Here is an 18,695-nt window from a genome sequence, read left to right on the forward strand (position 1 = left end):
ACTATGCAGCCCCGGTTCCTTCGGAGGGTTCTATGGGCTTAGATGATCTTTTGGGTCTGTTGTTTCTGTTCTTCTTTATCGTGTTGCCTGCTTTACAAGGCTTTCTAAGGCGCGGCCAGCAAATGCCCCCCGACTTTGAACCCGACGAGATCCTCCTGCCGGGCGAAGAGCGCCGCGCGCCGGCCCAGCCGCCTCAGTCGGGTACACCAGCGCGCCCGGCCCCTCCACCCTCCCAGCCCGCCAGCCCCCCACCTGCCCGACCCCTGGTGAGCCAGCCCAGTCAGCCTCCAGTAGCCAAATCATCCCCCCCCAGACGCCCCAAGAGCCTCGAGGAAATCGAGCGGGAACGCCTAGCCCGCTCCGGCGCACGCCCAGCCAAAGAACTTTCGCAGGTGGAACCTGGCAAAGCTAAAACAGAGGCCAAAACCGGCACGCAGTGGGCCTTTTCAACCTCAACACATGCTATTCTGAATGGTGTGGTTTGGCACCAAGTGCTGGCCGAACCCAGGAGTCAATATTGGAGAAGAGCCCGCAAACCAAAGCGATAATTCCCCTTCGCTCGCCGCAAGAGGCCCTGTCACTGCTGGGCCACAGCGATAAGCACCTGAGAACCCTTCGAAAGCTACTGCCCGCTCAACTTGTAGTGCGTGGGCAAGAGGTGCAGATTACGGGTGATCCAGAGGCTGTACGCCTGACCGAGCGGGTTATACGCGATCTGGTCACCCTGGTACGCCAGGGGGCTGAAATTGATGCAGGCACCCTCGAGCAGGTAATTTTGGTGGCCGAAAATGGCCAGTCGCTGCCGGTTGAGACCGCCGTGCCCAGTCTGGGCGGCGAAATTACCCTCCCGGGGCGGCTCAAGCCCAAAACCCCAGGGCAGCGGCAGTATGTAGAAGCCATCAGCAGCCACGACATTACCTTTGGCGTGGGGCCTGCTGGTACGGGTAAAACCTACCTGGCTGTAGCCATGGCGGTGGCCTTCCTCAAGGCCAAGAAGGTCAAACGCATTATCCTGACCCGCCCTGCAGTGGAGGCCGGGGAGCGTCTTGGCTTTTTGCCGGGCGATCTCCAGGCCAAAATCGACCCTTATCTACGTCCTCTTTACGACGCGCTCTTCGACATGATCGATGCTGAGCGGTTCGATCAATATATCCAATCGGGTGTGATCGAGGTGGCTCCCCTGGCCTTTATGCGGGGCCGCACCCTCAACGATGCGTTCATAATCCTTGATGAAGCCCAAAACACCACACCTGAACAGATGAAAATGTTCCTGACCCGCATGGGCTTCAACAGCCGGGTGGTGATTACCGGCGATATCACGCAAATCGATCTTCCCAAGGCTCAGAAAAGTGGCCTGGTGGAAGCCATGCGCATCTTGAAGGGTATTCAGGGCATTGCCCAGCAACGCTTCCTGGAGTCCGACGTGGTGCGTCATCCGCTGGTAGCCCGCATCATCAAGGCCTACGAGTCTCATGAGCACGAAAGCGAACGCTAGATGGGTCGGGTATATCTGGTAGCGCACACCCCAGTACCTCGAGGCCTGGGCCCTGCAGTACGCAAGGCCCTTCAGAAGCTGCTAGATGAACTCGGTCATAGCGACAAGTCGTTGACGATCATTTTGACCGACGACGCCGAAATTCGAGCCCTAAAGAGGGTGCATTGGGGCGAGGACGCCCCAACCGATGTTTTGTCATTCCCCACCTACGAACCGGGGGATCCCTTTATGCCGCCGCATCTGGGCGATATAGTAATCAGCCTCGAGACTGCCCTGCGGCAGGCCGAGCAGCTTGGGCATGGGCTACAGCTCGAGGTCAAAGTTCTGGCCGCTCACGCCCTGTGGCACCTGCTGGGCCACGACCACCATAATGAGGCCGAGTGGGTGGGGTTTCGGCAGGCGCAGGCCCGCATCCTCGAGCTTTAGGTCTATGCCCACCCGAACACCGCCCCCCAAGCCCGGTACCGACCCCCTGCCGCTCAGGGGCCTGCGAGCTTCGTTTGCTTATGCCTGGGCTGGCGTTCTTTTTGCCTGGAAAAGCCAGCGCAACTTTCGCCTCGAGGTGTACATCGGCGGTCTGGCCCTGGGCCTGGCCTGGTGGCTGGGGGTTAACCCAATTCCCGTACTTCAACTTATCGCACTGGTGTTGGGCCTCGAGCTTATCAACACCGCCCTCGAGGCCGTGGTGGATCTGGTCTCCCCCAACTACCACCCACTCGCCAAAGCCGCCAAAGACATCGCCGCGGCCAGCGTACTGATAGTGAGCACAATTGCAGCCCTGATCGGCTTTTTGCTGTTTTTTCCGCCGCTTGTAAGCCGCTTGGGGCTGTGGTAAACTCTCGGCTAGTAGCGTATGGACTACCCTTCCAAATTTAATCCCGGCATAGCCCTGGAACACTCCGGGGCGAGTTAGTTTTGGTTGGGTCTAGCGCAAACCCTATGGAAAGCATCTCTGGAAGTCTTGGCATCGTCGTTCTTCTCATCCTGGTTAATGCTTTTTTCGTAACCGCTGAATTCTCGCTGGTAGCGATTCGGCGCAGCCGAGTTGAGCACCTAGCCGAAAGTGGCGCCTGGCAGGGCAAGCTGCTCAAAGACGCCATGGCCCGGCTCGACGCCTACATTGCTACCACCCAGCTTGGCATCACTGCCACCAATCTGGTTCTGGGGGCTTTTGGGGAACCATACGTCACCCGGTTGATTGTGACGGGTATCGGGGCGCTATTCGGCCAGCCCGGGGCCGCCGCCGCTGCCGAAAGCGGCCTGCTGTCGAGCCTCGGCTTCGCTTTCTCGGTTATTCTCATCACCTTCGTGACAGTACTTTTTGGTGAGCTCATCCCCAAAGGCATCGCCCTGCAGCGCACCGAGCAGGTCGCGATGTTCACTATCCTACCACTCAACATTTTCCAGCGGCTTACCGCCCCCTTGGTCTGGCTGTTCAGTCGCAGCGGCAATTTTTTTCTAAGGCTGATGGGCCTCAAAGAAGCACCCTCGCACTCCATGGTTGGTAGCGCCGAGGAACTCAAACTAATCGTAGAGGCTTCTTCCAAAGAAGGCGTTCTGGACGAAAGCGAAGGCGAGATCATCAGTCAGATCCTCGACCTCGAGGAAACCCCAGTTCGCTCGATTATGGTGCCGAGGGTCGATATGGTTACCATATCCGCAGAGGCCACGCTGCGCGAGTTTTGGGCAATGGCCCGTGAGCACCGTTATTCTCGGGTACCGGTGTATCAGGAGACCGTAGATAACATCGTTGGAGTGGCCTACATCAAAGATTTGCTCGATTATACCGGCCCGGAACTTGACCAGATTAAGGTGAGCAGTATAAGCCACCCGGCCTATTTTGTGCCCGAAACCATGGGTGCTCGAGAGCTTTTGCGCGAGATGAGGCGACGGAAGACGCATATGGCCATTGTGGTAGACGAATTCAAGGGCACTGCGGGTTTGGTTACCCTCGAGGACATCATCGAGGAAATAATTGGTGAAATTTACGACGAGTCTGACGAAGAAGAGGTGGGCCAGGTGCAGCAGATCGCTGAGGGGGTGTATCTGCTCGATGCCTCGGTACCGCTCGAGGAGGCCTCAAAAGAGCTGGGCATTGAGCTGCCCGAGGGCGAGTACGACACCCTCTCGGGCTTCTTGATGAACGAGTTTGGTCATATTCCCGAGGTGGGGGAAAAGCTCGAGTACAGCGGCTATGTATTTATCGTCGAAACCGCCGATCCGCGGGGTATCGAGCGGGTGCGGGCGCAGAAGAAAACCCCGGAGCCCAGCGACGATGAGACCCTTAGCGAGTCGGTCGCTTCAGAGGAGGCCTGATACCAGGGTTCGAAGACCATCCTTTTGAGTCTGGTATAGACCTACAGTATGCTAAAGCTGTGCCAAAAACGCCCAAAAAGGTTCTAGAAAAACTCCACCAGCTTTTGGATCGCTCCTACTCACCCTACTCGGGTTTTGCTGTTGCAGCAGTGATCAAGTCGGGCTCGGGCCGGCTGTATGGCGGGGTAAACGTAGAAAACGCCGCCTATCCCCTCTCGCGCTGTGCGGAGCAGTCGGCCACCTTGCAGATGGTTTCTGCCGGAGAGCGCGAGATTGTGGAGGTCTGGGTGCTCAGCCGGGGAGAAAAACCCGCAACTCCTTGTGGCGGTTGTCGGCAAATACTTAGCGAGTTTGCCCGCCCGGAGACTCCGGTACACTGCCTGAGCGCGAGCGGTTCGGAGCTGCACCTGACCCTGGGTGAGCTTCTGCCCCATGCCTTTACCAAGCAGTATCTGGATAAACCGGACAAAGCCCAGGGTTCTACAGACGCGTGAGCTGGCGGTTGCTCACAAAGGTGGGAAGGCCATAGTACATCGCCCGGAGTCGGGCAAAACCCTCGAGCCAGAAACGATCGGCGTAGTCCAGCGCGTAAAGCTCGAGGCCAAACCCCTGCAAGCGAAATAGGCAGCTCAGGTTGTACTCGAGTTCATAAGAAGGCAGTATGCAGTAGCCCCAGGGCGTCCAGGTTGTAGAAAACGACTCCAACACCACCCCGTCCACCAAAGTGGCCAGGTCGGGCAGGAGCGTAAAACCCCGGTTGGCAATTATCGAAATACCGCTCAACTCTTGTCGCAACTGCCGAATTAGGCTCAACATCGTGTAGCGATCCTGGGGAAACAGGGTCACGGTATCGAGGGTATCGAGGAACAACCCACTGAAGCCCTGGTCTATTGCCTTTTTTGCTTCTTCCATGCGGCTGCTGACCCAACCAGGGTGAGCGGGATCCACATATACTGTGTTCCAGTCGAGGTTGCGGGCGTCGCGGTGCCAGGGTGATGGGATGGGCTGATCCTCGCCCAGGCTCAAATAGGCCAGAGCCTGGGTATGGCTGTTTCGCAAAAAGGCCAGCTCGGCAGAGGTGTAGGCCCAGGGCTGGAGCACCACCTTGCGGTAGCGACAGAGTTGCTTTAGCTTGCCCTGACCATAGTAGAAGGCCAGCACCCTGGATTTAGCTGACAAAGACCCCATAATTGTGCCTACTGATAGTTGCGAAGCTCACGCAAGACCGGCAAGGCAACTAGCAGCAAATAAACCGTAAAGACCCCGCATCCCAGCAGATAGCTCAGGTGCCCATCCAGCGGGAGCAAACCCTGTAGAGACAGACCAAAAGCCACCACATACACCATCAGGGCCAGCACCATGCCCAGCAACACCCGCAAGGTGCGGTTCATGGAAGTGAGGGTAAAGGCAACAAAAAATCCCAGGCCAAGCAGAAAATTGGCTACCAGGAATACCTGGGCCTGCGAATCGCGCAGGTCAAAAAAAACCAAGGCCAGCAGGCTGAGCGCCAGCAATAGCAGCCCATACGAAGCCAACACCGAAAAAAAGATGCGATTGACATTGCGAGCAAATACCCCCAGATCGTCGGTGCTGGCCAACAGCAGGCTCATGCGCTCCAGGAAGACCCGCAACTGCCACTCCAACCCCCCCATGCTCAGTACCAGGGGAACCACGGCCAGACCCGAGGCAATGGGGGTATTGGTAATCCAGTGCCAGAAGGGGTTTAGAAACACAAAAATTGCGCTCAGCAAGCCGTACAGCATGAGGGGAAGGGTATCCAGCCAGTCGGGCCGCTGCAAAATCTTCCAGGGGGAGTAGGTGGCTTTGACCTGGAGGGTGATGAGGGCTGCCGCAAAACTTAGCAACACCGAACCCATCATCACCAGGGTGGTGGGGGCCACACCCAGCAGGTCTGGAGCCAGCAAGAACACCAACCCCGCCAATACTGCCGGCGAGGTTGCCAGCAGAAGCCAGAGTTCACGCTTATACAGCAGCAAGACCCCCGAGGCCATATGGTAGGCCATCTGCAGAACCACCAACACTACCAGCTCGAGGCTTCCTCGAACAACGGGGGCAATTAGCGCTGCGAGTCCCAACCCTATGAACATCATGGTTCGCAGCAACAGACGGGCCTCAGGGGCAAAGCCCCGGCCCATCAACACATAGGCCAGGCGGATCATGCCCTGACTCCAGGCCCAGCCCAGAATCGCCGACAAAATCAGGCCGAGGGTGGCTTCCCGGGCACCCACCCAGGCAAAAATCGCCGGGAAAAACAGGCCGGGCATCCCGTAAAAAAGCCCATGCGAAAGCTCTCGCAAAGTTTCGGGTAGGCGATTGGCTTTACGTCTGGAAGCAGCCGCTCGACGCGGCGCTATCCGATAGAGCGCTTCTGCCAGCTCAAACACATTGGGGTATCCGTAGCGTTCCAGCACCATTCGGTCGTTGTAGCCGTGAGCCTCGAGCACCGCTGCCACCTGCTGGGCATCCACTGCGGTTTCAATTAGCGGCCCCAGGTGTTGCAACAGCGGCGTCAGGCGATCTGGGGCACCCACCGGGTACCCAGTGCGGGTGTAGCTGGCTAAGACCGCCACCCCCCGCTCGCTATAAAACTCTGTACGCTGGCTCATGCCGACTGCCACTCCTCGAGGTGTCCCACCGGCCTTCCGCCAACGGCTCAAATTTGCATGTGCTCCTGCGAAGTTGTAGTAGGAGGATGCTCCCCGCCATCCATTGCTGTGTCCACCTTCTCAATGCAGCTCCACGATACCCCACCCCACAGATATATGCATTGTAATAGACCCTGTCGGGCGTAAGGAATCTCATGTAACAGCCTCACCACTACCTACCAGCATTAGATCAGCCCGATCTTTCGCCTCTTCTTGGACAGGAACTCGCCCGGCTTGAGCCGCGAAAACCACATCCTGGTACATTTTTCGGTAGTCATTCAGAAAGCGCTCGAGGGTGAAATATTTGAGCACCCTTTCCCGTGCCGCTTTGCCCATCTCGGTGCGGCGTTGCGGGTCCATGAGCAACGCTGTACAGGCCTCGCCCATGGCAACCGGATCCCGGGCCGGCACCAGAATACCCGCATCGCCCACGGCTTCGCTTACCCCGCCCACATCGGTCGAGACCGTAGCCCGTCCACAAGACATGGCCTCAATTACCGCGTAGGGGAAACTCTCCGAGATGCTGCTCAAAACAGCTACGTGCCCGGCCTGGTAGCCCCGCGCTGCCGGAGAGATGCGGCCTTCGAAGGTTGCAGCCCCTTGCAATCCGAGTTCCTCGATCAGCTTCTCGCAGCTTTCACGGTAGCGCTCATTGCCTGCCGGGGTGGGCCCAAACATCCGCAAGCGGGCGTTGGGCACGCGCTCCTTGGTGTAGGCAAAGGATTCAATCAGGGTGTGCAGGTCTTTGAGCGGGTCTATACGGCCAACAAAGGTTAGCGTGGGAACCTCTGGCTCCTGGGCAGGTGGTGGGAACTGCGCCGGGTCAATTCCGTTGTGAATGGGGCGAATCGAGGAGGGAAAAGCCCCGTTGCGCTCTTCCCAGCGACGGTTGTAGTCCGACACCGGCACAATCAAATCGGCCATCCGGTACGCGGTGCTCGAGAGCAAGCGAAAGAAGTTGAGAATTAGGGTCTGTACCGCCGGGCTGTAGGGGGCTTGCAAATAGCTCAGGTAGCGCTCCCGCAAATAGACCCCGTGCTCAGTCAGGACAAAAGGAGCGGCATGGTGCCATTTACCCATCATGCCCACCAGGGCGGCCGGGCCATTAGAGACTGCATGGTAGACATCGGCTTTGGGGGGAACCAGGCGCAGGGGCCTTAGCAGGTGCTCGATCAGTTCCGAGGCCAGAAGGGCATCTTGCAGGGTCAGATTTGGGAGGGGGCCATTGGCGGGGTCTTGCGGCTGGTACTCCTTCCAGGCCTTGATAAGACGCCCCAGCGAGGCTTCGCTCAGCAGGGCCGCGCCCAGGTCGGCCTGCTGGGCATAACCCGCCATGGCCCGCAGTGCCCACAGAAAGTAGGTAGTACCCCAGTTGGGCTGGGTTAGAGCGGTCACAAAGCTGTGGTGAACCTGGTCAAACCAGCGTGAAGGCCGGTTTCTGGTACGGCTGCGCCGTTCCGCATTCCACAGGGGGAAGTTGTGCACTGCTTTCAGGTTGGGTGGTGGGGGGTAGGCGCTGGTCTCCAGCCCATTGCCGGTGAGGGCTACCACCTCAAACTCAAAATCGTGCAGGCCGCGAATGAGCTGATCGCACCATACACTCACCCCGCCCACCACAAAAGGGTAGGTTCCTTCGGTAATTAGTGCAATCTTCATAGCAGGCCTCGAGAAAACTTTTGTAAACAAGTTCGCTTATTCCGGTTGAGGCGTATAGCTAAAGTGCCAAGTCTGCCCTGCAGATAAATTGATTTTTGAAATGGTGTCCCCCCCATACACCTGGCTGACCCCCTGCGCTGCCCCTGTAAAAAACAGTACACCGGAGCGATCCGCGGGCGCAGTGAATGTAACCTCATTTGTGGCGCGGTTCCAGGTGGCGGTGATACCGGCTTGCAGCAAGTTGGTGTGGTTGGTGCGTTCGGCCACATAATCCCCAATCTCGTCCCAGGAGGGGTTGAGCACCGGGATGTTGTAGTAGCTGGTGTATTTCTGCATCAAGCGGTTCAGGTAATCGAACACCAGGCTGCGCCCTGGCTCATACTCGCGCAGGTTGGCCTGGTGGAAGTAGTGCGAGCTGGCGCTAACCTGCAGGTGGTAGAGGGCCAGGTTGGTTTCCTGCTCGAGGATTTCCTGGTAAGTGAGCGCCCTAGGCCAGTATGGGAAGCGCCCACCCGGTGCGTAAATATAGTTGTAGAACGATGTGGCCTCAGCCGGGGTGGTCACTGTGTAGGCAATGTTGGTGGGCCAGACCGGAATCATTAGCAGGCTGGGGCGCAGCGCCACCCCGCAGATGGGGCAGGGGGGTTTGTGGCTACCCACCGAGTAGTTGCCGTGGATGTAGCGAATACCCAGTTCAACCGCGCGGTCGAGGAGGGCCTGATTGGCGCAGACCAGGCCAAAATCCTTGCGCGGTTCATCCGAACCAGGGCCGATGGACCCCGAAACCGCAGGGCACTCCGAGGGTAGGGTTGGGGGAACCAGCGGAGCCGGGGCGGGGCTACGGTACCAGCCCAGGCCCGAGAGTTCACCGGTTTTGAGGGTCTTGGTGCTGTACCAAAGGCCCATCTGGTTGGCCAGGCGGGTGTTCTCGGCAATCTGGAAGCGCAGCGCAGCAGGGTCGGTGATGTTGTCCATGGAGGGGTGGTCGCGGGTGTGGTTGACCCAGCGCATCCGGCTGGCCAGGCACTTGGTTAGGCTGGACAGGGGGTCGCCGCTGGACACCCCTGGGTTGCAACTGGCCGCCACACCGAGGTTCACCCCGCGCCCGTTGAAGGCCAGGTTCAGCATGAAGCCGTTGCTGAGCGGGTAGCTGGCATTGAGCTGGCGCTGCTGCTGGTACACCGACCACGCATCCTGTGCCGAAAGCCTGAAGGGCTGGGGCCGGTAGCGCAGGGGATCGCCGGGCTGGAGGGCATCGTCCCACCAGTCGGACTCGAGGCCCCAGTCGTCCACGTCAACGGCCAGAATATGCCGCCGCTCCCCGATGAACAGGCCCCGCGTAGCCCAGCGAACGAGGCCGTAGCCCAGCAGTTGGGTGTGCAGCAGGTAGGGGTTGCTGGCAAAGGTCAGGGCGATGCGCTCACGTCCATCGGAAGACCTGCTAAACACCCCCAGCACATTTCCGCTCGAGTCCTGCAAAAGCGGCTGCACCAAACAGCCAGGTGACTCCTCGGGCTCGGCCAAACGAGCCGGGTAAAGATAGGCGTTCCGAATGGGGATCTCTGCGTTTGGGTTGAGGTAGCTAAACACACCCCGCCCCTCAGGGGTAAGGGTCATCTGAACAGGGGGGAATTCAGGTGGGTCGCCCGGCGGATTGGTGGCCGGGTTATCGGTGCGCACTCCTTCATCGCCCGCTGGCCGAACCGACCGAATGCAATAATCCTCGGGATCAGCGGCGCGCGTATTGGGGGTGCCAGGCCCCGGAAAGGTATACAGCGAGACCGAGCGCACCGCATAGCGCCGTTGGTAGTCCCACAACCGAAGCCACTCATCCCCGCTAAATGCGCTTTCAAAAAACCCCGGCAAGGCTTCGTAAGCCAGGTTGTTGCTGGCCAGTAAGATGGCCTGGAAGCGCCCACCCGAGCTATCTTCCAGCATCGTTGGGGTTAGATCTTGCGTAGCAGCAATCAAGACCTCGTAGTTGGCCCCTAGTTGGTCGAGCAAGGCCCGCCAGGCTTGCAGGCCGGGGTCTTCGGGGGTTGGGCCAATCACCAGGATGCGCAGCGCCACCTGGTTTTGGGGAAGCGCCTGTGTTTGCACCCCTTCGCGCTGGGGCTGTAGCGAGCCCGGAATACGCACCTCGGGCAAGGGGCGGTTGGCATCGGCTTTCTGGAGCGGCAGGGCCACCGGAGCGCCCTCGAAGCGGGGCATCGAGGGGGTCTGAGGGGATGCTTCGGGGGCCTGGGCAGCATCGTTGCCCCTTTGCAGGTTGCACCCAGACAACAATAGAAGGACAACCATGGCTGTTGCCACGATTACCCGGGACAGCAGCTTGGGTTGTGGGGGGCGTACTGCCCTACACACCGTACCAGGTAGATGCAAAAGCTGCGATAGGATGAGGGTGATGGTTTGGATGATGTTTTTCATTCTTTTTTGGCCCCTCTTGTTGACTACGGCAGAAAAGCAATGGTTCCCTGAACCTTAGGGTAGAGGAAGATTTCAAAACACATTGAGATAACCAGCTTGTTACCTTTCGTTACATTAACCGCGTATAGAGCACAGACATATCCCCTTTTTCAAGGTTGACGGGTTCAAAATTACCCTCGCTTATAGCTTCACAAAAAACCGCAGAGCTGTCCAGGGGCACACTTCACCGCAGTTATGCCCCGCCTTTGCTCAGTGGCTAAGGTATGTGCAAATCCCACTCGAGCCCCCAGGGCTCGGTGGGATTTTTGCGTCTAGAGCGTTTTATTTCGACTTAACGGGGGAGTTACCTGCACTCTTCTACCCAAGCATCCAGCTCTCGCCGCTTGAGGATGGAAAAAATACCCAGGCTGGTGCTGTTGGAGCAGAACTGCGAGGCGCTTTTAATGCGGGTATCGGTGTATTCGATGTTGAGCACCGGCTTACCGGCTTGCACCATGGGCCGGGTCTGGTTGCACCAGCCCTGGTCAAAGCACTCCTCGGTAACGAGAAAATCGAAGTCGTTGATGAGCTTTGGGAGCAGTTCGGTGGTGTTTTTGAGACCGATAGCCAGGCCGCGCTGGTGGGCTTCGGCTGCCAGCCAGCGGTTGAAGCGAACCTGATCCTGGGCCGTGAGGGGAAAGCCGGTGTTGTTCTGGTAGCCATTCACGTTGTCGGGGTCTACCCCCACAAAACCTTTTTGCTTGCAGAGGTCGAGCCGGGCCCGCAGGATGGGGGCCAGCTTATCAATCTGGCGGATATCCAGCCAGCGCTCCCCCGGCCAGCCGTCGTAGTTGCGGCCCAGTACCTCGGGGGGAAACTGGTTTTTGTCGGGCCGCCAGTTTTCCCAGGAGCCTGCGCTCAGGTAGCAAACTGCCTTGACCCCCCTGGCTGCCAGCTCCTGCACCACGCTGGCTGGGGTATCGAATAAATCCACGTTATAGACAGCAACCTGGCGGGTTTTGTCCAGGGTGCCGGCGTACTGGATATGCCAGGTGGCGTTGGCCGCGGGCTTCCACCAACTGCCTGGGGCTGGGGCCGGAGGCGCGGGGTTAGCCGGAGGGGAAGGGGTAGGGCTCGGGGTACTCACGTCTGGGATACTTCCACAGGCCGTAACAGCGATGGCCAACATCCACAGGTAGCGCAACATATGCAGCATCATTTGACTCCGGATGGATCAGGGTATTGTGGAGATGGGATGTAGGCCCCTTGAGCAACTTCTCATATAGTACCCTCCCAGGGTAGGTCACTCAAGTAACGCTACCTGGCTTGACATCGTTTGGGTGGGTGCTATCGTCAAAGCGTGAGGATGAGTGCATTCAAGAACTGTTTATGGGTAATGTTAGCCACGCTGCTGTTGCTGGCAGGCTGTACGCGGCCCAACCCCCAACCCAGCGTGCAAATAACCTTCGCGCCCACCAGCCTAACCCTCAAGCAGGGTGAAACCAGGGATGTCGCCATTACCCTCGTGCGAACCAACCTAACTGGATATGTTGTGCTCGAGCTAACAAACCCTCCACCCGCTGGAGTGAAAGCCATCTTTGAACCCAACAGCATTCTCGGCAATACCACCACCCTGCGGGTACAGGCTTCGGGCAGTGCCACCCCCGGCAACTTCACCCTGCAAGTACGTGTATCGCAGGGCGGCTTTTCTCAGACCGCCGACCTGCCCCTCCAGGTGGAACCAGCCAGCGCGCCCGATTTGCAACTGAGCCTCGATAACCTCACCCCCAGCATCCGCCAGGGGCAGAGCGCAGACCTGCTGTTGAATGTGGTACGCGTCAATGTGGCGGGTACTTTGGAGCTGTACCTCGAGCAGCAAAACGGCGCCCCCTTGCCCGACGGCCTTAGTGCGACTTTTAGTCCTACCCTGCCCAACAGCACCCTTTCCATCCTGCGGATTTCGGTGGCCCCCACGGCGAGCATTACCCCATACCCCCTGCGTATCCGGGCCAAATTGGGTAGCCTCGAGCGCACCCTGGACTTCACCCTCACAGTCCTGGAGGCCTTGCCAGAACCCGACTTCCAGCTAAACCTGGCCCAGAATATCAGCCTTCAGCGGGGAGAGACCAGCAGCGGGACCATAGCAATTACTCGTATTAATTTATCCGGCCCCATCGCCCTGAGCCTCGAGCGCTCCGACGGCACTCCGCTACCCACAGGCATCCGCGCAACCTTTGCACCGGCCGAAACAGACAGCACTAGTTCCACCCTTACCATTTCCGCCGCCTCAGACCTGCCCCTGGGAGACTATATGCTACGGGTACGGGGTGTGCAGGGCACGCTCGAGCGCACCGCTCTGGTACTGCTAAATGTGTTTGATCAGGCCGAGCTTACCGCTAACGGAGCCATCTGGGTTGCCGCCCAGGGCGATAGCGGAGCCTGGCAGGTAGTACAACCCACCGCTGGCAGCTACCGCCTTCGCATTGGCAACACTGCGGAACGCTATGGCTGGGCGGTGGTGTGCAGCAGAACCGAGGCCGGCCTCACCACCCATCAGGTGAGCGTCTACCAGCTCACGCTGGGCGAGGCGCGTGGCCTGGTCTTGCAGTGTCCCCCGGCAGCCACCAGTGGTTTCTTCTCGAACCTGAACGGGCAGTTGAACGGTCTGGCAGGCAGCTACGGCCAGGTAGCCTACGGCACCGCCAGCGACTTTGTAGACCCGGCCCGAACGGGCGACTTCCCCCCCACCCCGGCCTACTCTGGCTACCTGCTGCAAGGCGTGCGCCAGGGCACCGCCGACCTGATGGCCCTGCGCTACTTACCCCCCAGCGCACCTGGCACCATATTCCAGGCAGATCGGGCCGTATTCGAGCGAAACTATTCCGTGGGAGGCAACCAAACGTTTAATCTTGACACCAACGGGCCCAACTCGTTTGCCCTCGAGGGCTCCTACACCGCCACCTTAACCAACCCCAACCCCGCGGCCCAGGGCCTGAGCTACCTGGCCTACCTGACCCCCACCACCCAGACCCTTTACCTGGCGGACAGCCAGCAAAAGGCGGCCAATCTAACCTACAGCGCCATCCCCGCCGGTCAGCGGATGCCCAACGAGTTCTATGTTTTCAATGCCCGCGAGACCACCTTCAGCAACCTGAGCCTGCGTTCCCGGCAGGCGCTGCGGGGCTTTGCCAACCCCCAGAACCTGAGCACCAGCTTCCTGAGCCTGCCGGAAGCCCATCTGAACCTGCAAAACAACCGCTTCCAGACCACCTGGAGCCCGTATTCGTGGTCAGGCAGCGGCAGCCAACTGTTCAGCCTGCAGCTCGAGCAGTTGGCGGTGGCCCCCAACACCAACCTCGAGTGGCACCTGCACCTCTCGCAGGGCTGGCTGGGCAGCACCAACAGCTACACCGTCCCCGACCTCGCTCAGACCTGTGCGGCCACCCAGACCCCCTGCGCCCCCTCCCCTGCCAACGCCCCCGCCAACGGCTGGCAAGCCGCCTGGGGTTTGCGAAGCAACCTCGAGCTTGACTGGTCGTTTAGCGCGGTGCAGGTGAGCCTTCCCCTGACCGACTGGCTGCCCCTGGCCCAGAGCCCCCTCCCGCCCACCGGCCTCAACCTGGATGGCTTCAGCTTTGATGCCGCCAGCGCTGGGGGCATTTACAACGCCAGCAGGCTCTCGGCGCAGCACCAGGTAAAAGCCAAGGAACCGCGCTTACTGCCGTTCTGGCTTGCACCCCGCTGAGGTCAAAACGGTAGCTCGGCCCGCACGGTGGTACCCTGGTTTTCTACCGATACCACCTCAAAACGCCCCCCTCGCGCCTCCACCCGTTCGCGCATCTGGGTCAGGCCAAACCCGCCCAGACCGTTCGCTGAGGTGCCAGCTTTAAACCCCCGCCCGTTGTCGCTGATCTCCAGCACGCCACCCCGTTCGCCCAGCGGGGTGAGCCTGACCTGCACCAAACCGGGCCGGGCGTGCTTGGCCGCGTTGGTAAGGGCTTCCTGTAGCACCCGGAAAAAGACCAGCTCGGAGGCCTGGGAGAGTTCGATTTTTTCGGGCAGGCTGAGGCGCACCCGGAAACCCGCCTGCTCGGCAAAGGCGGTAGCGTAGCGCCGCACCGATTCCAGGAAGCCGTAGCGCTCGAGGTCGATGGGCCGCAGGGCAAAAATGCTACGGCGCACCTCGCGAATCTGGGCGCGCAAGGTCTCTTTGACCTGGTGCAACTCTTCCAGGGCCCGTTCAGGATCGGTTTGTAGCAGGCGCTCGGACAGGTCGAGCTTGAGGGCCATGAAGGCCAGGGCCTGGGCGATACCGTCGTGGATTTCGCGGGCGATGCGGTTACGCTCCTCGGTAAGGGCCAGCTCCTCGGCCCGCAGATACGCCTGGGCGTTGCGCACCGCCAGGGTAACCTGCGCGGCCAGGAAGCGTAAGAAGGGCAGGCGTTGGCGCAGGTTTTCGGCCTCGCCCTGCACCAGCAACAACCCGATGGCGGACTGCTCGCGCAGGGGTACGGCCAGCAGGTTCTCACTCACAAACACCGGCGATTCCAGGGCTTCCTTCCAGCGCTGATCGGGCATAAAAGCATGAGGGGGCAGCTCGAGGTTGCGCAACACCTGGGGTTGTAAAAAGTTTTCCTCGTCCAGCAAAAGCACCCCGCCCCCGGTGGCCCCTGCCCAGGCCAGGATGCGATCCATCAGGCGCTCGAGCAACCGGCCCAGGTTGGCCTCGGCCCGCAGGGCCTGATCTACCTCGTAGAGCGTGAGCAGATCGCGGCTGCGGGCTCGCACCGATTCCAGCGCCCCAGCCACCTCAGCCACCAACACCTCCAGAAAAGCCCGCTCCTCGTTGGAGAGCGGGCGGGACAGGGTCACCTCGAGCTTCCCATCCAAGCCCGGTAGCTTTACTTCATACAAAGGCCCCGAACCTGCCCTAAAGCCGGGCGAGGTAGCCCGTACCCCCTCAAGGGTCAGGGCGGCCTCCATACCCAGTGCCTGGGCTACCTCCTGCACCACCGAGGCCAGGGCCTGCTCGAGGTTGTCGGCCGCCGAGGCCCGCTTGAGGATGTTGCCCACGGCCTCCAGCCGTCGGTTGGCTACCTCCAGCGCCCGCTGGGCCCGCTCGCGGTCTTGTACCTGCTGGGCAATCCACTCCAGGGTCATCCAGGTGACCAGGGGCCCCACCAGACCATAAAAGCCCATCCGCAGCCAGAAGGCCACCGGCTGCCCCTGATAGGGCTCGAGGGAAAGCTCAAAGAGCACCACCACCAGCACAATCGCTAGCGGCAAAATCAGCCGGTATAGCTTGATCAGGCGATACAGGCTCGGGGCAGGCTCCATGCGAAACGATTATAGGGGCGGCTTAGGGAAATCGCACGGTTTATCGGAAACCACAGGCTTTACAGGCGGCTTCGTGCAGGAAGCCGCCATGCAAACAGCTTTACCCTTCCAGGTCGGTTTTGCGTCTTCCATACTGGGCATACCAGCGGCTTTGGTGCAGAAAGCCCCGCAGGAACTGCAGCTCACCAGGGGTCAGCTGTGCCTTGTACAAGAGTCGTCTGAATCGCCTAATCGCGTAGGGCAGCCGTTTTTCATCGGTGAAGCCGATGCGCAAAATGTACTCGCGCAGGTCATCGAATAGCTGTTGCAGGGCTTCCTGGCTGGCGAGCTGGGCAGGCTCGGGCTTGGGTGGGGCCATGGCAACCCCAAAAATTTCGTAGCACAGCAGCAACACCGCCTGGGCCAGGTTCAGACTGGGTTGCTTGGGCGAGGTGGGAATGCGTACGATCAGCTGGGACAGGTCAATTTCATCGGTGGTCAGTCCCGAGGTCTCGCGCCCGAACACTACTGCCACCTTACCCTGTGGCGCTACCTGGGCAACCCGCTCGGCCATCGGCCGGGGCCCAACCACCGGCCCGGTATAAATCTCCCTTTCGCGCACCGTAGTGCCTACCACCATCCGCGCATCGGCCACGGCCTCGGGCAGGGTTTCCACCACCCTCATCCTGTCCAGGATATCCTCGGCGTGCACCGCTAAACGGTAGGCCATCGAACCCCCGGGGTGCCGTGCCAGATCCTCCCGCACCCGAGGCTCAGGCGCAACGAGCCACAAGTCCTGTATGCCAAAGTTCTGCATGGCACGGGCTGCGGCCCCAATGTTCATAGGTTCCTGGCTGCCTACCAGCACGATGCGGATGTTCTCGAGCCAATCCATCGGCTATAGCCTAAGGGCTTGGGCCGGATGCGTCGAGGCTTTGGTTGTCGGTTCAGTTTTGGTCTCGCAAGCGCTCGAGCCCGTCCAGCACGATCTCGAGGCCGATATCGAATTCCTTGCTATAGTCGTAACCCGCTTTTAAAACATGCTCGGAGGCCATCTCGACGAGGTAGGGATAGTTTCCTTCGGCGACCTCCGCCATGATGCTGTCGGCAGCAGGGCTTGACTCCTCAAAGCGGTTGAAAGGTAGATTGAGTTCCTGCAAAACGAAGCCGTAGATGTAGCTATCCAGCAGCGAATAGGCATGGGCGGCTGCCGCAACCGTAAAACCATTTGTGCGGAGGCATTCGAGTACGGCATTGTGGTGGTGCAGGGTGGCCGGGCCGGGCGAGGTACGCGACTCCATTAGCCCCAATGCCCAGCGGTGGCGCACAAGGACCGCTCGAGCAGAGGCGGCTCGAGCCCGAAGCCGACTTTTCCAGGTACCCCTGGAGGGCAGTTCGATCTCGGCGAATACCAGGTCAATCATCGCGTCCAAGAGCTGATCCTTGTTGGCGAAGTGGTAATAAAGCGACATAGCCTCCACGCCCAGCTCCTGAGCCAGGCGGCGCATGGTAAGGGCGTGGAAGCCCTTTTGGTCGGCGATCTCGAGGGCTTTCTGCAGCACCCTTTCACGGCTCAGCCTGGCCCTGGGCTGGGGTTTTGCGCTAGATCTTTTAGGGTTGTTTTGGGGCATTGGACAGTTCCTCTATTGACAATCTTACGACGTAAGGCTACAGTTGTTCCATTATCTTACAGCGTAAGGTAAAGGAGTGCTAAAAATGAAAGCAACCGCCCAGCCGACCCCTATCAGAGCAGATCGCTCGGTTCAGTCAAACACCATGAAGGCTGTCCTGCGCGAAATATACGGCCCGCCCGAGATTCTAAAACTTGCCGAACTGCCCAAGCCGACCCCGAGGGATCATGAGGTACGGGTCAAGATCTATGCCACCACCGTCACTTCTGGAGACTGCAGGGTGCGCGGCCTCAATGTGCCTGCGGGCTTTGGGCTGATAATCCGTCTGGCTATGGGGGTGGTGCGCCCGAGGCAGACCGTGCTAGGCAGCGAGTTTGCAGGCGAGGTCGAGGCAGTGGGCAAAAACGTCACCCGCTTCAAGGTAGGCGACCGGGTCTTCGGCATGGATGGTCTCCGGATGGGTGCTCATGCCCAGTACAAGTGTCTGCCAGAGAGCGGGGCGCTGGCTCCAATTCCATCCGGCCTGAGCTACGCGGATGCCGCCGCTCTCCCTTTCGGTGGCAGCACCATGCTGGACTTCTACCAGCGAGCCAGGCTAAAGGCCGGGGACAAGGTACTGGTCAACGGGGCCTCGGGGGCGGTGGGGGTGGCTGCCGTGCAGCTTGCCCGACACTTCGGGGCCGAGGTGACCGCTGTGTGCAGCGGCGCAAACGCCGAGCTGGTGCGCTCGTTGGGCGCTCAGCAGGTAATTGACTACACCAAAGAGGACTTCAGCGCCAGCGGCCAAACCTACGACGTGATCGTAGACACCGTGGGCACAGCCCCCTTCGCCCGCAGCAAGAACTCGCTGCGCAAGGGTGGACGACTGCTACTGGTGCTGGCTACGTTGTGGCAGATGCTTTCGGCCCCCTGGGAGTCGGCGACGAGCAGCAAGAGTGTGATCGCCGGGCCAACCAGCGAACGAGCCGAATACGTGCAGACGTTAGCAAGGCTCGCCCAAGAAGGCAGTCTCCAGCCGGTGATAGACCGCCGCTATGCCCTGGAGCAGATTGCCGAGGCCCACCGCTACGTGGAGACCGGGCGCAAGCGAGGGAGCGTGGTGGTCGAGGTGAGCCACAGCTAAGGGTAGGGCCGCCTTCGCTACCCTTTCCCTTTCCAAGTCTGGCGCCAGGCTTTTATGCGCGGTCTGGCTGGGAGATGTGGTGAGGA

16 protein-coding genes are annotated in these 18,695 nt (G+C 60.0%); 8 read left to right on the forward strand and 8 right to left on the reverse strand.

Features of this window, described 5'->3' with window-relative positions:
• Positions 1 to 32 precede the first annotated feature (32 nt).
• The 6 genes from Q0X18_RS06115 (at position 33) to cdd (ending at position 4,305) form a co-directional block, all read left to right on the forward strand.
• Complete coding sequence (locus tag Q0X18_RS06115) at positions 33 to 548, forward strand: hypothetical protein (protein ID WP_297559796.1); 516 nt, start codon at positions 33 to 35, stop codon at positions 546 to 548.
• A complete protein-coding gene (locus Q0X18_RS06120) occupies positions 518 to 1,495 on the forward strand; it encodes a PhoH family protein (protein ID WP_297559799.1) in 978 nt (325 codons plus the stop codon). Before Q0X18_RS06115 ends, Q0X18_RS06120 begins: the two co-directional genes overlap by 31 nt.
• Positions 1,496 to 1,921 carry an rRNA maturation RNase YbeY gene (gene ybeY / locus Q0X18_RS06125; RefSeq protein WP_297559803.1) on the forward strand — a complete coding sequence of 142 codons (426 nt, stop codon included), beginning with the start codon at positions 1,496 to 1,498 and terminating at the stop codon, positions 1,919 to 1,921. It abuts the gene before it with no gap.
• Positions 1,922 to 1,925: 4 nt separating this feature from the next.
• A complete protein-coding gene (locus tag Q0X18_RS06130) occupies positions 1,926 to 2,330 on the forward strand; it encodes a diacylglycerol kinase family protein (RefSeq protein ID WP_297559806.1) in 405 nt (134 codons plus the stop codon).
• Between the two features lie 104 nt (positions 2,331 to 2,434).
• Positions 2,435 to 3,811, forward strand: a complete 1,377-nt coding sequence (locus Q0X18_RS06135) for a hemolysin family protein (protein ID WP_297559809.1) — start codon at positions 2,435 to 2,437, stop codon at positions 3,809 to 3,811.
• Between the two features lie 59 nt (positions 3,812 to 3,870).
• Positions 3,871 to 4,305, forward strand: coding sequence for a cytidine deaminase (cdd, locus tag Q0X18_RS06140; RefSeq protein ID WP_297559811.1), 435 nt, complete (start codon positions 3,871 to 3,873; stop codon positions 4,303 to 4,305).
• On the opposite strand, the gene Q0X18_RS06145 is transcribed toward cdd, so the two are convergent.
• From Q0X18_RS06145 to Q0X18_RS06165, 5 genes are all read right to left on the reverse strand, one after another.
• Positions 4,292 to 4,999 (reverse strand): endo alpha-1,4 polygalactosaminidase, encoded by a 708-nt coding sequence (locus Q0X18_RS06145; RefSeq protein ID WP_297559813.1) that lies wholly within the window; start codon positions 4,997 to 4,999, stop codon positions 4,292 to 4,294. The genes cdd and Q0X18_RS06145 overlap by 14 nt on opposite strands.
• An 8-nt stretch (positions 5,000 to 5,007) precedes the next feature.
• On the reverse strand, positions 5,008 to 6,438 hold the full coding sequence (locus Q0X18_RS06150) for a hypothetical protein (protein WP_297559816.1): 1,431 nt from the start codon (positions 6,436 to 6,438) through the stop codon (positions 5,008 to 5,010).
• A gap of 192 nt (positions 6,439 to 6,630) precedes the next feature.
• Positions 6,631 to 8,133, reverse strand: a complete 1,503-nt coding sequence (gene pelF / locus Q0X18_RS06155) for a GT4 family glycosyltransferase PelF (protein WP_297559818.1) — start codon at positions 8,131 to 8,133, stop codon at positions 6,631 to 6,633.
• 36 nt (positions 8,134 to 8,169) lie between these two features.
• Positions 8,170 to 10,434: a hypothetical protein gene (locus Q0X18_RS06160; protein ID WP_297559820.1), complete on the reverse strand. Its 2,265-nt coding sequence runs from the start codon at positions 10,432 to 10,434 to the stop codon at positions 8,170 to 8,172.
• A 469-nt stretch (positions 10,435 to 10,903) separates the two neighbouring features.
• Positions 10,904 to 11,746, reverse strand: a complete 843-nt coding sequence (locus tag Q0X18_RS06165; RefSeq protein WP_297559823.1) for an endo alpha-1,4 polygalactosaminidase — start codon at positions 11,744 to 11,746, stop codon at positions 10,904 to 10,906.
• A gap of 189 nt (positions 11,747 to 11,935) precedes the next feature.
• Between Q0X18_RS06165 and Q0X18_RS06170 the strand changes: the two genes are divergently transcribed.
• Positions 11,936 to 14,284 (forward strand): hypothetical protein, encoded by a 2,349-nt coding sequence (locus tag Q0X18_RS06170; RefSeq protein WP_297559826.1) that lies wholly within the window; start codon positions 11,936 to 11,938, stop codon positions 14,282 to 14,284.
• Positions 14,285 to 14,286: 2 nt separating this feature from the next.
• Here the strand turns inward: Q0X18_RS06170 and Q0X18_RS06175 are convergent, their stop codons facing one another.
• From Q0X18_RS06175 to Q0X18_RS06185, 3 genes are all read right to left on the reverse strand, one after another.
• Positions 14,287 to 15,876: a sensor histidine kinase gene (locus tag Q0X18_RS06175; RefSeq protein WP_297559829.1), complete on the reverse strand. Its 1,590-nt coding sequence runs from the start codon at positions 15,874 to 15,876 to the stop codon at positions 14,287 to 14,289.
• Between the two features lie 100 nt (positions 15,877 to 15,976).
• Complete coding sequence (locus Q0X18_RS06180) at positions 15,977 to 16,750, reverse strand: RNA methyltransferase (RefSeq protein ID WP_297559831.1); 774 nt, start codon at positions 16,748 to 16,750, stop codon at positions 15,977 to 15,979.
• A 52-nt stretch (positions 16,751 to 16,802) separates the two neighbouring features.
• Entirely contained in the window at positions 16,803 to 17,417 is a 615-nt protein-coding gene (locus Q0X18_RS06185; protein WP_297559834.1) for a TetR/AcrR family transcriptional regulator, read from the reverse strand.
• Positions 17,418 to 17,631: 214 nt separating this feature from the next.
• On the opposite strand from Q0X18_RS06185, the gene Q0X18_RS06190 reads away from it, so the two are divergent.
• Positions 17,632 to 18,609, forward strand: coding sequence for an NAD(P)-dependent alcohol dehydrogenase (locus Q0X18_RS06190; RefSeq protein ID WP_297559837.1), 978 nt, complete (start codon positions 17,632 to 17,634; stop codon positions 18,607 to 18,609).
• The last annotated feature ends 86 nt before the right edge of the window (positions 18,610 to 18,695 follow it).

Origin of the sequence: Meiothermus sp., assembly GCF_026004075.1 — a bacterium.
Taxonomy (GTDB): domain Bacteria; phylum Deinococcota; class Deinococci; order Deinococcales; family Thermaceae; genus Meiothermus.

Excerpts from the sequence above, each read along its gene's own strand:
- Q0X18_RS06175 (WP_297559829.1), bottom strand. The coding sequence starts at position 15,876 with ATGGAGCCTGCCCCGAGCCTGTATCGCCTGATCAAGCTATACCGGCTG.
- Q0X18_RS06170 (WP_297559826.1), top strand. The coding sequence starts at position 11,936 with ATGTTAGCCACGCTGCTGTTGCTGGCAGGCTGTACGCGGCCCAACCCC.
- Q0X18_RS06150 (WP_297559816.1), bottom strand. The coding sequence starts at position 6,438 with ATGAGCCAGCGTACAGAGTTTTATAGCGAGCGGGGGGTGGCGGTCTTA.
- Q0X18_RS06190 (WP_297559837.1), top strand. The coding sequence starts at position 17,632 with ATGAAGGCTGTCCTGCGCGAAATATACGGCCCGCCCGAGATTCTAAAA.
- Q0X18_RS06145 (WP_297559813.1), bottom strand. The coding sequence starts at position 4,999 with ATGGGGTCTTTGTCAGCTAAATCCAGGGTGCTGGCCTTCTACTATGGT.
- Q0X18_RS06130 (WP_297559806.1), top strand. The coding sequence starts at position 1,926 with ATGCCCACCCGAACACCGCCCCCCAAGCCCGGTACCGACCCCCTGCCG.
- pelF (WP_297559818.1), bottom strand. The coding sequence starts at position 8,133 with ATGAAGATTGCACTAATTACCGAAGGAACCTACCCTTTTGTGGTGGGC.
- ybeY (WP_297559803.1), top strand. The coding sequence starts at position 1,496 with ATGGGTCGGGTATATCTGGTAGCGCACACCCCAGTACCTCGAGGCCTG.
- Q0X18_RS06180 (WP_297559831.1), bottom strand. The coding sequence starts at position 16,750 with ATGGATTGGCTCGAGAACATCCGCATCGTGCTGGTAGGCAGCCAGGAA.
- Q0X18_RS06160 (WP_297559820.1), bottom strand. The coding sequence starts at position 10,434 with ATGGTTGTCCTTCTATTGTTGTCTGGGTGCAACCTGCAAAGGGGCAAC.
- Q0X18_RS06135 (WP_297559809.1), top strand. The coding sequence starts at position 2,435 with ATGGAAAGCATCTCTGGAAGTCTTGGCATCGTCGTTCTTCTCATCCTG.
- Q0X18_RS06115 (WP_297559796.1), top strand. The coding sequence starts at position 33 with ATGGGCTTAGATGATCTTTTGGGTCTGTTGTTTCTGTTCTTCTTTATC.
- Q0X18_RS06165 (WP_297559823.1), bottom strand. The coding sequence starts at position 11,746 with ATGTTGCGCTACCTGTGGATGTTGGCCATCGCTGTTACGGCCTGTGGA.